Source organism: Streptomyces sp. NPDC017676, assembly GCF_044329325.1.
GTDB lineage: Bacteria > Actinomycetota > Actinomycetes > Streptomycetales > Streptomycetaceae > Streptomyces.
In genome coordinates this window covers 1-13,194 of record NZ_JBIRJA010000012.1, presented here as the reverse complement: position 1 = coordinate 13,194, position 13,194 = coordinate 1, and the positions used below count along the sequence as shown (strand labels likewise).

Annotated in this window: 16 protein-coding genes and 2 pseudogenes; 7 read left to right on the top strand and 11 right to left on the bottom strand. The window is 69.5% G+C overall.

The features are described 5' to 3' along the window. The 5 genes from ACH4LD_RS25570 to ACH4LD_RS25550 form a co-directional block, all read right to left on the bottom strand. Entirely contained in the window at positions 1 to 438 is a 438-nt protein-coding gene (locus ACH4LD_RS25570) for a hypothetical protein (RefSeq protein WP_398056843.1), read from the bottom strand. Further along, on the bottom strand, positions 414 to 1,307 hold the full coding sequence (locus ACH4LD_RS25565; protein ID WP_398056844.1) for a hypothetical protein: 894 nt from the start codon (positions 1,305 to 1,307) through the stop codon (positions 414 to 416). The genes ACH4LD_RS25570 and ACH4LD_RS25565 overlap by 25 nt, the downstream gene beginning before the upstream one ends. Beyond that, on the bottom strand, positions 1,193 to 2,467 hold the full coding sequence (locus tag ACH4LD_RS25560; protein WP_398056845.1) for a tetratricopeptide repeat protein: 1,275 nt from the start codon (positions 2,465 to 2,467) through the stop codon (positions 1,193 to 1,195). The genes ACH4LD_RS25565 and ACH4LD_RS25560 overlap by 115 nt, the downstream gene beginning before the upstream one ends. Before the next feature lie 108 nt (positions 2,468 to 2,575). Continuing rightward, positions 2,576 to 3,037, bottom strand: a complete 462-nt coding sequence (locus ACH4LD_RS25555; protein ID WP_398056846.1) for a DUF4365 domain-containing protein — start codon at positions 3,035 to 3,037, stop codon at positions 2,576 to 2,578. Between the two features lie 369 nt (positions 3,038 to 3,406). Further along, the gene (locus ACH4LD_RS25550; protein ID WP_398056847.1) at positions 3,407 to 3,598 is read right to left on the bottom strand and encodes a hypothetical protein; all 192 of its coding nucleotides are present in this window, start codon (positions 3,596 to 3,598) and stop codon (positions 3,407 to 3,409) included. 202 nt (positions 3,599 to 3,800) lie between these two features. Here ACH4LD_RS25550 and ACH4LD_RS25545 point away from each other — a divergent pair, with 202 nt between their 5' ends. Beyond that, entirely contained in the window at positions 3,801 to 3,977 is a 177-nt protein-coding gene (locus ACH4LD_RS25545) for a hypothetical protein (protein ID WP_398056848.1), read from the top strand. 42 nt (positions 3,978 to 4,019) lie between these two features. Here the strand turns inward: ACH4LD_RS25545 and ACH4LD_RS25540 are convergent, their stop codons facing one another. The 3 genes from ACH4LD_RS25540 to ACH4LD_RS25530 all read right to left on the bottom strand — a co-directional run bounded on the left by ACH4LD_RS25540 (position 4,020) and on the right by ACH4LD_RS25530 (position 6,294). Next, positions 4,020 to 4,922: a hypothetical protein gene (locus ACH4LD_RS25540; protein WP_398056849.1), complete on the bottom strand. Its 903-nt coding sequence runs from the start codon at positions 4,920 to 4,922 to the stop codon at positions 4,020 to 4,022. A gap of 360 nt (positions 4,923 to 5,282) precedes the next feature. Then, on the bottom strand, positions 5,283 to 5,660 hold the full coding sequence (locus tag ACH4LD_RS25535; protein ID WP_398056850.1) for a hypothetical protein: 378 nt from the start codon (positions 5,658 to 5,660) through the stop codon (positions 5,283 to 5,285). Between the two features lie 151 nt (positions 5,661 to 5,811). Next, a complete protein-coding gene (locus ACH4LD_RS25530; RefSeq protein ID WP_398056851.1) occupies positions 5,812 to 6,294 on the bottom strand; it encodes a hypothetical protein in 483 nt (160 codons plus the stop codon). 451 nt (positions 6,295 to 6,745) lie between these two features. On the opposite strand from ACH4LD_RS25530, the gene ACH4LD_RS25525 reads away from it, so the two are divergent. The 5 genes and pseudogenes from ACH4LD_RS25525 to ACH4LD_RS25505 all read left to right on the top strand — a co-directional run bounded on the left by ACH4LD_RS25525 (position 6,746) and on the right by ACH4LD_RS25505 (position 10,816). Next, on the top strand, positions 6,746 to 7,123 hold the full coding sequence (locus tag ACH4LD_RS25525; protein ID WP_398056852.1) for a hypothetical protein: 378 nt from the start codon (positions 6,746 to 6,748) through the stop codon (positions 7,121 to 7,123). After that, positions 7,120 to 7,602, top strand: a complete 483-nt coding sequence (locus ACH4LD_RS25520; protein WP_398056853.1) for a DUF4259 domain-containing protein — start codon at positions 7,120 to 7,122, stop codon at positions 7,600 to 7,602. The genes ACH4LD_RS25525 and ACH4LD_RS25520 overlap by 4 nt, the downstream gene beginning before the upstream one ends. Before the next feature lie 305 nt (positions 7,603 to 7,907). Next, positions 7,908 to 9,671, top strand: coding sequence for an aminotransferase class I/II-fold pyridoxal phosphate-dependent enzyme (locus tag ACH4LD_RS25515; RefSeq protein WP_398056854.1), 1,764 nt, complete (start codon positions 7,908 to 7,910; stop codon positions 9,669 to 9,671). Beyond that, positions 9,668 to 10,314, top strand: a pseudogene (locus tag ACH4LD_RS25510) (phosphatidate cytidylyltransferase); the annotation flags it as partial. The gene ACH4LD_RS25515 and the pseudogene ACH4LD_RS25510, both read left to right, overlap by 4 nt. A 49-nt stretch (positions 10,315 to 10,363) precedes the next feature. Then, positions 10,364 to 10,816 carry an LLM class flavin-dependent oxidoreductase gene (locus ACH4LD_RS25505; RefSeq protein ID WP_398056855.1) on the top strand — a complete coding sequence of 151 codons (453 nt, stop codon included), beginning with the start codon at positions 10,364 to 10,366 and terminating at the stop codon, positions 10,814 to 10,816. 211 nt (positions 10,817 to 11,027) lie between these two features. Here the strand turns inward: ACH4LD_RS25505 and ACH4LD_RS25500 are convergent, their stop codons facing one another. Next, positions 11,028 to 11,399, bottom strand: coding sequence for a hypothetical protein (locus ACH4LD_RS25500; RefSeq protein ID WP_398056856.1), 372 nt, complete (start codon positions 11,397 to 11,399; stop codon positions 11,028 to 11,030). Positions 11,400 to 11,417: 18 nt separating this feature from the next. Next, positions 11,418 to 11,699, bottom strand: coding sequence for a hypothetical protein (locus ACH4LD_RS25495; RefSeq protein ID WP_398056857.1), 282 nt, complete (start codon positions 11,697 to 11,699; stop codon positions 11,418 to 11,420). 373 nt (positions 11,700 to 12,072) lie between these two features. Between ACH4LD_RS25495 and ACH4LD_RS25490 the strand changes: the two genes are divergently transcribed. After that, positions 12,073 to 12,558, top strand: coding sequence for a hypothetical protein (locus ACH4LD_RS25490; RefSeq protein WP_398056858.1), 486 nt, complete (start codon positions 12,073 to 12,075; stop codon positions 12,556 to 12,558). Here ACH4LD_RS25490 and ACH4LD_RS25485 read toward each other — a convergent pair. Beyond that, positions 12,551 to 13,081: pseudogene (locus ACH4LD_RS25485) on the bottom strand (transposase); the annotation flags it as partial. The gene ACH4LD_RS25490 and the pseudogene ACH4LD_RS25485 overlap by 8 nt on opposite strands. Positions 13,082 to 13,194 lie beyond the last annotated feature (113 nt).

Sequence of the window (13,194 nt, the reverse complement as noted above, 5' to 3'; positions counted from 1 at the left end):
TCAACCTGCGGCGGACCTCGGTGAGGTCGGACACTTCGACCGGTTGGAGACCGGGGACGGCCGGGAGAGAGCGGCGGCGAGGCCCCGGATCTCCTGCCGGTCCGGGTCGGTGTACTCGGCGATGAAGGGCCGGCCGCCCCGTACGCCGAGCACGCCGGCCGACCGTTCCGTCTCGCGCAGGCTGTAGCAGGTGTTGAGTACGTCGCCACACACGGCGGTGGGGGACGGTGTGGATGCGAAAGCCGCCCTCATCTCGCCGAGGCGTCCGGGCAGGAAGGCGGTCAGTGCCAAAGCCGTGACGTCGACGACGGCGGTCCGGCCGAGCGCTTCGTGCACGGCCTTCCGCTCGGCGGCGGTGTGCAGGGGGTCGGTGCTCCCTGCGGGGAAAACGCCGACCGCGCGCTGGAGAAGGGTCAGGGTGACGGGCTGGTGCGCCACTGCGGCAAGCATGCCGACAGGGAGCTGTCCGCGCGTACCCCGCTGGCCGTCGCCTCCAGGAGCACTTCGCGGCGCCCCAGGGTCTGTTCGAGGCGTCGTGCGAGTCCGTGCGCGCCGCCTGTGACAGGGGTCAGCACCGCACTCGGAGGCAGCTCGGTCAGGAGGCGTGTCAGGCGTTCGCGCAGCGGCTCGGGCAGCTCGAGCGCGTGCCGCGTCTCCCCCTCCAGGGCGGAGGCAGATCCGTTGACGTCGCCAACGGGCTGCGGCGGCTCGCCGGTCGCGGCGTGGACGGCCGCGGTGAGGAGCGCGGAGAGTTCGGTGTCCGTCGGCTGGAAGTGTTCGGCCAGGCCGAGTGCTGTTTCGGCGAGCGCCGGGGTCCAACCCGACCAACGGGTCAGCGTGTGCCAGGCCCGCGCGTCCTGCTCGTTGCGGACCTGGGGCGCGAACCGGGTCAGGGTGTCGCGCGCGGTCTCGAGGCTGCTGTTCCTCACCTGGGCGTGGATGGCCGCCCGCGCGAAGTCCATAGCCGGGGACGACAGTGCGCGGCCGACTCCTTCGGCGGCCATCACGTGGTCGATGCCCGCCTCCTCGGCCAGCCCGGCCAGTGCAAGGTCCTCCATGTCGCCCCAGTCCCCGCGCTCCCCCGCCCACTGGACGAGGGCGCGCCGCAGGCGGCCACGCATGCGGTCGGGCAGGAAGGGGCGGGACACCAGGGTCAGCGCGGCGATCCGGGCCCGTTCCCACAGGTCGACGGCTAGGACCCGGAGCGAGGTGTCGCCGAAGCGCCGACCCGCCCGCTCGGCGGCCTCCGCCGCCAGGGCGTGCTCGCCCCGCTTGTCGTACTGGACGACCAGCCCCGCCGCTGCCACGACACTTCGGGACTCCCAGTGCGAAGGCGCCGGACGGCAGCTGCGTCGTCACCACGCGCGGCGTCGGCACTCGCCCAGCGGGTCTGGTAGAACGCTTCGGCGAGGGCGCCTTCAGCGTGCAGGCGCTCCAGATGGGCAACGGGCCACACCCCGAGACCGGCCAGGGCGTAGGCGGCCACGGCGCGCTGGTCTTCGCTGCCTGCGCCGGCAACCGCGGCTTCCCAGGCGGCGATGCGCGCCTCTCGGCTGCTGCCCGCCGCGGCGTCGCACATGTGGGCCAGCAACTGCAGCCGGTCGCCCTCGCCGGTCACGCTCTCGGCGAGGGTGGCAGCTTGTTCGTCCTGACCGGCCTGGCTGGCCACCCGGACCGCCTCAACCAGAAGTTCCTGGCTGGAGGTCTCCGGATCCTGCGCGTCCCCTTCAGGTTCGGCCAGCACTGTCCCGATGGCGGCAGTGATGGCGCCGGCCATGACACGGGCATCAAGCAGGACGCGCGCCGTCCGAATACTCGGGCCCCGCCAGCGCCGGTACTCGGCGCGCGCGGCTGACGCCAGACGCATGGCCCGGCCGATGTCGAGGAAGGCCTGCCGGGGAGCCCCGACCGCGTTGCGGTACAGGAGGCACCGTGCAAGTTCGGCCTGGATGTCAGGATCGCCGGGCGTGAGGCGCAGCGCCCTTTCGAGCACGGCCTCGCCTTCGTCGTGGCGGCCCGCGGTGAGGTGGCAGTGGGCCGTGAAGCGCAGGACGTTGGCGTCGGCGGTGGCGGCCGGACCTCCGGCGGCCAGAGCCTGTTGCACGACGTCGGGTACGTGTTCGGGCATCTGTTGCGGGGAGTCGATCACCGCCCGGACGACGGCCAGGAGAAGGGTGTCGCCTTCTTCCCCGGCCTGGTCGGCCAGCGACGCCGCCTGAGGACTTCCCTGGTAGGCGGCCGCTAGTGCAGCCAAAGTGAGGAGGCGGCCCCGGCTGTCGGCGGATACGGTGGCGGCCCGCTCCAGCGCGCTCACCGTCGGCATGCCCAGTTCGTGGCTGACGGCGTAAGAGGCGGTGATCCTCCAAACGTCCTCCAGGTGCGCGGTGTCGGCTTCCGTCAGCCAGGGAGGGGGTGAGGTGAGCAGTACGCGGACGGCGTGGGCGGGATCGGAGTCGGCGAGGAGCAAGGCCAGCGGCGCCGCGTGGGCCCGTCCGGCGCGGTGGGCCTTGAGGAGCCGGAGACGGGTTTCCGCCGGCAGACGATCGGCGGCCTCGGTGACGGGTCGGCGCCCTGTTTAGAGCGGGCCGGAGCGGCCAGCCGCGTCGGCGTTGGCCGTATCGAGCTGCTGGGCCGTGGGGACGAAGATCTTGAAGTGCTTGCCCGTGGACACCAACGTCGTGGGATTGACGTGCTGCCAGTAGACGCTGCGGGTTCCCGTGTCGACCAGCATGACGACGACCCGCAGCGAGTGGCTCGTCCAGTACTCGACGTGCGCGGCGTCGCAGGGATACCACCAACCACCGTCGGTCGCGCCGGCGAACTGGCTAGGCCCGGACTTGATCTGCACGGCCAGCAGTCGGCCAGTCGACTTCCCGGAGGTACCCGGGCTCATGCTCGCGCCGAGCACGACCTCCAGCTGTGCGTCGATTCCGACGTCGCTGGTCTCCTGCTCGCGAAACAGCCATCCCAGCTCTGACACCACCTGGAGGCTGACCAAGCTAACGCCGACCCGTTCCGTGAGATGCGTGGGGCGCACCGTCGTCAGGTCCCTGTCCCTTCCCCCACGCTGCCTATTGCTGCAGCCCTAGCTTGAAGCCTACGGGCCCCCACCGACATCGAATTCCTCCTGCGCCGACCGGTCCAGGATCCCCGAGTCCAGCTGGCTCCGCCGACCTGTCCACCTTTCTACGCGACCTGCTCGCGATCGAGCTCGGGGACTTCGGGCCGGCTTGCCGCGCCCGGTGCGCCGACAGAGGACGGGCCGGGATTCTGCTGATCTCGCCTCCCGGTCCCCTGAAAATTCGTACCCACCGAGGCAGGGCAGTTGACAGAATCTGGCACGTGAAGGCAGCGCGCACAGCCCGGCAGCACCTCGTTTCCCAGATCCTCCCCCGCTCTGCGGGTGTCAGGCGCAGGGCAGACGGTCGGAGGCGGGCCAGTCGATGCGCACTCCAGGGCGGATCAGCACGGTGATGCTGTCGACCTGGCATGTGGGCGGCTGCTCCTGGGCGAAGCGGCGCAGCACCCGGTGCACGCCGTCGCGCAGCTGGCCGTCGGTCATCGCGGGCGCCTGCTCCTGCAGTTCACGGATCTCCACCTGCTGCAGATCGTTTGTGCGTTCGCGAGCTGCGGAAGCCCGACAAAGCCAATGCGAGTCGCCGACGGCCCCAGCCCCTCGACGTCCTGCCCTACGACTCGGGCCACACGACTGTGCCGCCGTGCCCGGCAGTTTTCGCCTGGCATCTCATCCGGGATGGTCACGCACGAGGGCACCCAGAAGCATGGCGTGAGGCGCCAACGTGCCTGTACAACTCGCCGGCGACGGCCACGTGCCCCACCCCGCCCGGCACATGACAACTGGCGAGGTCGCCGCCCAGGACACCGGACAGTGGGACAGTTCATTGGCAAAGAGCCAAGTCCGCTCGGAGCGGGCCGGGCGCGGCACCACAGTCATCCAGCGCTTCCTCAGCTCCTGAAGCGCACGGTCGGTGACCTCTCGCAGCGAAGCTTGAGCATGCTCAGCGAAGACTGTATTCGATCTTCTTTTCCTGTATCAGCTTCTCCAGCTCCGTGTCCGACAGTGGATGCAGAGTGTCCAGGAAGAGGCGTAGCCCGGGCTCGTCCAAGGTCTGGCTGGTGACCTCGACCTCCACGTTCTGGTGGCGACGTATGAAGGTCACAGCGCGGGCGCTGCCGGGGAAGTCGCGGACCGTGAGCATCCCGCCGTACGCATCTACTGTGCAGGTCACGCCCTTCTCCGCAGGCTCTGGGCATCGGAAGGCCGGCGTGAGCGGCCCGCGCACCGTGAGGTCCACATACCCCAACTCACCTTGGACGGGGCGGTATTCGACGCGGAAGTAGGCAGGACCGACCTCGGCACGGGATAGCTGCATGCCGGGCGGCGCAGTGCCCAGGTACAGCAGTTCCGGATGCTCCCGGTACCGGGCGACCTCTGCCTCGTTCTGGCGCTGCTGCGCCTGCGCCGGGCCGACGAAGCCCCCATAGGCCACCCCGGCCGCCAGCACGGCCAGCGCCCCCAACCGCACCCACCGGCTCGGCACGAAGAAGGCCGCGGCCACGGCATACGGCACCCCCGTCAGCGCGATCCGGGTACTGGCGTTCCCCAAGTCAACCTTCTCGGCGTACGCGGCCAGACCTGCCAGGACGCCGAGCGTGCCGAGCGCGAAGACCACTACCGCCCAGCCGAGCCGCTTGGGCATGGAGCCGCACAGGGGCACCACGGTCCGCGCCGGTATGCCCGCCGTGGCCAGCAGTCCCACCATCAGCGGCACACCCAACGCGAAGACCGGATCCGTCGCATCGGCCACACCACCCCAGGCACCTATCACCAGTTCGAATCCGAACGCCGGCACCACGGTCGCCATCGCCGCCCAGACCAGGAAGAGATGCAGGGCCGTCAACGACCCCCTGCCACTTTTCATATCGCGGAGCCTGCCAGTCAGCGTCCTGACGAACATGAGTACGCGTACTCAACGCAAAACCCCGCCGCCCGGGCAGCCTGAGGCGCTCTGCAGAACGGCTACCGCGGACAGCGGGCGCGGCGGTCGGCCAACGCCCAGTCGCGGGTTCTGCGTGCGCCGCCATGTGCCCGCCCGCGCGCCGCCCGGGTTCTGAGCGAGTCAGTCCCACCAGAGGACGACGAGCAGGTGGCGCTGCGCTGCGTTGAGGTAGAAGTCGCGCAGGGCGGTGAAGTGCTTCAGCAGGTAGCTTCTGGGACCCCGGTGATCTTGTCAGCCCCGTGACCGATCACGGACGCGGCGTCACTGTCGTCGCAGGGCAGGGCTGCCCGGAGCGTGGGCATGTCGATGTGTGCGAGCAGTTCTGCGATGCGGGCCACTTGATCGGGGGTAAGGGCGGCGGGTGCCGAAGGGGCCGATGGCGTGCGGGTGCGTGTTGAGGAAGCCCACATCGAGGGCGGTGTCGCCGTCGGTCGCCTGGCGCAGAGCGTCGAGGTGGCCGTCGTCCAGCCCGGCCAGCTCGCCGGCCCGTGCCAGCAGGGCCGGCGCCCAGTCCAGATCGAGCACGTCCGATGCGAGGGGATCCCAGTGGGGATCACCGTCCGGTGACGCGCCGGCGGACTGGCGACAGGTGGCGAGGTACTCCGCCGGGATCCGGGCGAGTTGCTGGGTAACGGCCATGACGGCAGTATCCCAACAGTGTCCACAGCATTGTCAGGAGCTGGTGGGCGGGCGCACGGAACTCGGTGATGGATCGTGTCCGGAAACGGCACGGAGGCTTTCCCCACCTGGCCCGGTCGAGGAGCCACCCAGCGGCTGACCACGCCCGCCCTCATATCCGGGCCGGTGCCGCCCCGGGCGCGGTTTCCCTCAAAGCCTGAACCGCGGCCGCGTCGCCTTGTGCCCCCTCGGAGTCTTCGGTTTCGAGCGCCTCCAACGTGTCTGCGATCTCGATAAGGTCTTCAGTCGAGAGTGCGGGTGACGTCCAGTGGTGTGCACGTGCGTGACCGATGAAGTCCTCGTCCAGCGGAACGTGGTAGCGCTCGACATAGTGAGCGAGGTCTGAGTACCAGAACCACTCGCCGTCGGTGTGCAGCTCCAACGCACCGATGAACTCACCACTCAGTGCGTCATGGACCGGTGATCCGGTCACGGCAAGAGCTGACCCTGCTCGCAGGTAACGCACCAGCTTCTCCTCCTCCGGCGCAGTGTGGTCGCGGACCGAGTCGCGCAGTGAAGGGCCGTCGGGGCGACCGTGCGCCAGCTCCTGGAACTCACCAAGGAACCGGTCGTAGGGAAAAGATCGGCTGGCCATACGCGGAAGCCTATGCACGGAAGGTCGACTCTTCGATACTGACACCGGGCAGCACAGCGGCGCGGGAAAAAGCCGATAGCGGAGGAGCTGCGAATCACGTGCGCGCCGGCATACGTGCCCAGCGGCGCGTCGTCGGTGGCCAGGCTGCTGGCCGGGTCGGGTGCGGGCAGCTGCCGGCCCGACGTGCTCACCACGGGCCTGCTCGATCGCGTGAAACAGCGGCCGGTCTCGCCTTCGCCGCCCTCCACTGCCTCTGCTACCGCCGTACCCTCGCAGCCGGGTCGCACTTGGAACTGCGAGACCAGGAGGGCTCGCACCACCTGCACCCGCGCCGGTGAGGAGTGAGTCTGGTCGGTGCCAGCCGCCCTCGCCCCCGTGGGAAAGGCGTGCCCTGCGAGAGAAGCGCACCTCGCCACGGCCAGTCACCGCGCAACCGCCGGCACTCCGCGTGGTGACGAGATGGATCCTCAGCCGCCCCGAGACGCTGACCGAGATCGAACAGCTCCGACTCAAGGCCGACCTTGCCAACTGTCCCGAACTCGACGCCCTGACCGGTCACGTCCGGTCCTTCGCCCAAATGCTCACCGAGCGCGAGGGCGAACAACTCCCGCAGTGGCTCGACGCCGTCCGCCAGGACGACCTTCCCAGCCTCCACACTCTGGCGGCCGGCATCGAACCGAGACCGCGACGCGGTCATCGCCGGCCTGACCCTGCCCTGGAACTCCGGCGTCGTCGAAGGACACGTCACCGGATCAAGATGCTCAAGCGCCAGATGTTCAGACTCGCTGGCTTCGCGCTGCTCCGCGAGCATGTCCTCCTTGCCCCGTGACCGATGTCAGCGGCTCCTGGAACCATTCCTTCGTCCGAGACAGCCGTATCAGGGAGCCATGCATGGGAACGTGGGGACCCGGCCCGTTCGACAGCGACCTCGCCGCAGACTTCGTCGATGAACTTGAGGGACTCACCCACCAGCAGGTCATCGACGTGCTGGAGCGGGCATTCCAGCGAGTCACCGCCTCGGGAGAACGCGTCGATGGCGGAGACGGGGTCGAAGCCGTTGCTGCCAGCGTTCTGGTCGCCAGCACCCTCCCGGACAGCCCCATCGTGATCGACCCCGATGACAGCCCCAGGGAACCGCTGCCCGAACTGCCAGCCTCGCTTCGCGCGTCGGCGAGACGCGCACTGGACCGGGTTCTCCAGGACGGATCAGAAGTGACAACCGGCTGGGTGGACAGCGCCGACGCCGACCAGTGGCGCCAGGAAGTGCGACAGATACTCGAAGCACTCGCAACACCGGCTGATCACTAATCGTGACCGCTTCACGGAAGTCGTGCCAAAGCCCCCGGAGGCTCTGGCACAACTTCCGTGACGCCATCACTGCCCGTCACGACAACAGGGCTCGATTCCGCAGGAGTTGGAAGCCAGAGCGACCGAACATCTGTGCCGGAGCACGGCCGGCGCCGGTGGTTCGGCGCCTGCCCATGGACTCGGCCCTGACCTGGACCGCTTCCAACTCCTTCGCTGTCCGGCTGAGTACGAGTACTCAGGTGCTGGTTGCCGTACTCCTCCATGCTGGGGCCGCGAACGCCGGACCGTCTCGGGGGGACATACACATGGACCACGCCCTGCAGCTGCGCACTGCCACGCCTCGGGATCACGACTGGATCCACGAACTGCGCCACCGCGTGTACGCGGAGGAGCTCGGCCAGCATCCGGTGGATCCGTCGGGAAGGCTGAGTGACGGACTCGACGGCGACAACATCTATCTCGTGGCCGCGCGTGGCGAGACGCGGATCGGCTTCGTCAGCCTTACCCCGCCGTGGGTCGGCCGCTACTCCCTCGACAAGTACCTGACGCGCGAGGAGCTACTGGTCCTGGCCGAGGAGGCGCCGTTCGAGATCCGCGTCCTGACCGTCGAGGAACACTGGCGGTCCACCGCGGCGGCGCCACTCCTCATGTACGGGGCGCTGCGCTGGGTCGCGGCGCGGGGCGGCCGCCGGGTGGTGGCGATGGGACGCACGGAACTGCTCGACATGTACCTCGCCGCCGGGCTGCGGCCGGTGGGGCGCACGGTCCGCTCGGGCGCGATCTCGTTTGAGGTCCTCAGCGGCTCCGTGGCCGAGCTGACGAGGACGGTCGCGGAGCGCCACGGCCGGATCCTTGAGCGGCTGAGGACGGACCTCGACTGGCGCCTCGACGTGCCCTTCACGCCGCGTGCGGACGGCTGTGAGCACGGCGGGGCGTTCTTCTCGGCGATCGGCACGGACTTCCGGACCCTGACCCGCCGTCACGAGGTGGTCGCGGCGGATGTGCTGGACGCCTGGTTCCCACCGTCCCCAGGCGTCCGCGCGGTCCTCTCGGAGGATCCGGGGTGGGCGGCCCGGACCTCGCCACCGACTGGCACGGAGGGACTGCTCGCGGAGATCGCCGCGGTCCGTGGGCTCCCGGTGGAGTCGCTGGTCGTCGGGGCGGGCTCGTCCGATCTGATCTTCCGCGCGTTCGGCCGGTGGCTGACGCCGGGGAGCCGGGTGCTCCTGCTCGATCCCGGCTACGCGGAGTACGCCCATGTCACCGAGCGGGTGATCGGCTGCCGGGTCGACCGGCTCCCACTGCGCCGGGAGGACGGCTGGCTGCTCGACCCGGCCCGGCTCGCCGCCGCGACCGGCGACGGACGGTACGACCTCGTGGTGGTGGTCAACCCGAACAACCCGACGGGCCGGCACGTCCCGGCCGACGCGCTGCGCGCGGTGATCGAGGCCTCGCCCGTGCGGACCCGGTGGTGGACCGACGAGGCCTACCTGGGATACGTCGATCCGGCGGACTCGCTTGCCGGGCTCGCCTCGGCCGACGCCCGGGTCGTGGTCTGCACCTCGCTGTCGAAGATGTACGCGCTGTCGGGGATGCGGGCCGCGTACCTGGTGGTCGGTCCGGAGACGGCCGGGGAGCTGCGACGCTGGACGCCGCCGTGGCCCGTAAGCCTGCCGGCCCAGCTGGCTGCCGTGACGGCGCTGCGCGACCCCGCGTACTACGCGGAGCGCTGGGCCCGCACCCATGTGCTGCGCCGGGAACTGGCGTACGACCTTGAGGAGTTGGACGGGTTTTCCTCGGTCGATGAGGGGGTGGCGAACTTCCTCACGGTTTCCCTGCCGCCGGACGGACCGAGCGCGGCGCGGCTGGTGCGCGAGTGCCGGCGGCACGACGTCTTCCTGCGTGACCTGTCGCCGATGTCCCCGGCGTACGAGGGGCGGACCGTTCGGATCGCCGTCCGCGGCACGGCGGAGAACGCGCGGATCGTGGCGGCGTGCCAGAGCGCCCTGGACGCGTTGCGCACGCCGGCCGCAGTGGTCTCGGGCACGCCGGGACGGGGCTCCCGGTGACGACAGTCGCCGGTCTCGTGCCGTACCTCGGCAGGGCACTGGCGGTCGGAGGCGTCGTGGTAGCGGCGACCCGGCGCCGTGAACTGATGGTCCGCTGGTGCGTGTGGGCGCTCGGAGTGCCCCTGGTGGCCGCCGCGTTCTGGCTCGGTCCACCGGGGATCGCGGTGCTCGCGGCCGTGGTCGGTGTGGTCGCGGTGGCGGAGTTCGGCGGGCTGCTCCGGCTGGGTCCGGTGGACCGGACGGTGCTGGGCGCGGCGATCGTCGGACTCGTCCTGACTGCCTGGCTGGCCCCCGGGGAGGTGCTCCGGGTGGCGGCGGCCGGGCGCTTGCGATCGCCGGGGTGCCGTTGCTCTCGGGAGACGCGGAGCACGGACTGCGCCGCCTGGGGGCGGGCGTACTGGGGCTCGTGTGGCTGGGCGCCCTGGTCGGCCTCGTATCGTCCGGCGCCGCCCTCGGCCTCGTCCTATTCGTGGCCGTGTCGATCGCCGACATCGTCGCGTACGCGGCGGGCCGCCGTCTCGGCGGCCCCCGGCTCTCCCCGCTGTCGCCCGCCAAGCGGTGGAGCGGCACGCTGGCCGGGGCCGCGGCCGGTCTCCTTACGCTGGCCGTGCTCTCCTCCCCGACGTGGCAGAGTCGTCCCGCCCGCCGAAGGCATCGCCCGCCTGGAGGAGACCATCGCCATCCTCCGCGGCATGTGGACGCGGGACGTCTTCCACTTCCACGGGCGCTACTACACCCTGACCGGTAACCGCAACGAGCCGAAACCCGTCCAGCAGTCAGGCCCGCCCATGCTGATCGGAGGTTGGGGAAACCGAACACTCCGCCTGGTCGCCGAACACGCCGACATCTGGAACATCCCCGGCCCGCCGCACAACACACTCGACTACATCACCGAACGCAGCGCCGTCCTGAACGACCACTGCGCGGCCATCGGCCGTGATCCGCGGACGATCACCCGCTCCGTGCAGTACATCGTCTCCTACGACGACCCGGCCGCCGACCGCAAAGCCATCACGCAGCTCATCGCCGCAGGCGTAACGCACATCGTGCTGAGCCTGCGGAGCCCCTATCCCTCACAGGCCGCGCGATGGCTCACCGACGAGATCATCACACCCTTGCGCAGCACAACCGGACAATTCTGCTGACGGCCGCTTGCCACTCGGGGAGAGGCTCCTTCTTGCACAAGCGACCTCACGGACTCACCTCAACCGATCCACAAGTCTTGACTATTGCTCGCCTTGATAGGCCAGCCCGGTGTGGCCGGCACTGAGCGCCACATGGCCCGTCCGGCCAGTACGTACCCCACGGCCGGTTGGATCAACTGGTTAACGCCGGAAGGGATCGGGGCCTCGGCCCTCAAGTCGAGTAACCGATCTCCACAATGTCTACGGCCAGGTCGGAGAGCTCGACGTATGGGTTGAGCTCGGCGACGATCTTCGCAGTCAGCGGGTGCCCGGCCAGGACGTCGCGAACAGCTTCAACTTCGACGGAAACCTCGTGATACTCAGACGCCCACTCTGCGTAGGCCTCTGGCGAGCGGTCGACGAGAAGCTCGAAGAGGACGTCAGCACCGTCCGGGGCGCCGTCCTTCTTTTCGGGGAAGACGATGGCGCCAGTCCGCCAGACCTGGTCTGTCGTCCGGCGCCATAGGCAGCAGGTGATGGTGGGGACACCGTGCTCATCGCAGAAGGCGGGCTCCGTGATGTACGGGCGGAAGGTTTCTGGCACGTCGTCGACTACGCCCGGTCACACTGTGGGAACGTCCATGCGAGCCCAGGGACTCATAGGCGACTCGTGATCGAAGCCACGGACATAGACCCCGGCGGCCGAGAAGACGACCGCGTACTCCCCGCCGATGCCGTCCCGCATCGATGCCATCTGCTCGCCGTCACCCCAGTGGGCGTCGTAGGAGTAGAATCGCGCGTCCCATTCAGGGCTGAGCACGGCGTCCAGCATCGCGAGCCCTCGGCAGTGGTTGCGCAGTTCCTCTATACCGGGGAGCGCTCGGGCCACATCATGAACGGTCACGCGGCCATTCCATCGCACCTCGCTGGCAGCCGGGAGGGCGCCCCGCACGCGGCGCCCTCCCGACGCGAACCCGGGCCGCAACCAGGCCGCTCACGGGCCGACTGCAGTGCTTAGATGGGTGCTGTTCCGGCAGGTTGTGCCGCCGACGGAGGTGACCCATGCGGGAAGCTCGCTTCCCAACCTCCGCGTTGCGAGTCGCCAGGTGGGCGCTGGGCATTCTGGCGCAGTCAGGCCAATTGTCAGAGTGGGGCCCGAGCCCATCCTGAGGCAGGGCCGGGCCCCACTCCTGCGCGCATCCGCGGGGGGTGCCCCTATGTCCTTGGTCAAGGGAAACGCGCGTGCGTGGGGTCGGCGATCCGGGCAGCATGGCGGGGTGAGCGACCTGCTGTGGCATGACGTGAAATGCTTCTTCGACCTGGACTTGATGGGGTCGTTGCCGGACGTGCGTGTCCCGAATGCCTCGGTGGACGACTGGCAGGCGGTCCTCGACCTTGTCGCGGAGAAGGGCTGGAAGTGCCAGTACTCCGAGGGAGAGACGATGCTTCCGGTGCCCCGGGCGGAGGCCGTGCTGTCCCGTCCGGCGGATGCCGAGTGCCCGGACCTGCGGGTCTGGCTGACGGATGATGTGTTGGCGATATTCAGCTTCCATGCCGACGACGAAATCGACTTCGACGTCGACCTGCGGGAGTTGCAGGGCCAGGACCGACTTGATGTGCTCTGCGGCTTCCTTCGGGAGATCGGGCGTCGGCTGGGCAAGCAGGTGCTGATGGATCCGGAGGGCGAGTACGGCCATCCGGTGCTGGGCTTCGACGTCGAGGCCGATCGAGTCGTTCTCCTCGCAGACCCGCAGCTCAGGTGATGGTGGCCGACGGCTTCGGTTCGTAGAAGGTGCCGTCCCTGAGCATCGCGAAGAGGACGTCGGCTCGGCGTCTGGCGAGGCAGAGCAGGGCCTGGGTGTGGTGTTGGCCCTGGGCGATCTTCTTGTCGTAGTAGGTCCGGGATGCGGGGTCGCCCAGGGCGGCGAACGCGGAGAGGAAGAAGGCTCGTTTGAGCTGCTTGTTTCCTCTCCTGGAGGGCTGTTCGCCGCGGATGGATGAGCCCGAGTTGCGGGTCGCTGGGGCGAGTCCGGCGTAGGCGGCGCGGTGGCCGGCGGTCGGGAAAGTGCTGCCGTCGCCGACCTCGATCAGGATGCGTGCTCCGGTCCTGACGCCGATGCCCGGCATCGACGTCAGGACCTTCGAAAGAGGGTGAGCCTCCAGCAGTTCCTCGATCCGCCCGGCCAGCAGCTTGCGCTGGCCGGGCACGGCCGTCAGGGATGCGGCGAGACTCGGGACGATCAGCGCGGCCGCCTCGGTGCCGGGAACGGTGACGGTCTGGCCGTCCTGACCGGCGAGAGTCGTTCCGCGATTGCCTCCGGCCATCCCTGACAGTCCGTCCGCGACGCTCCCGAAGCTGGCCGACTGTCAGGCGTCCCTGGTTGAGCCGGCAACCAAGT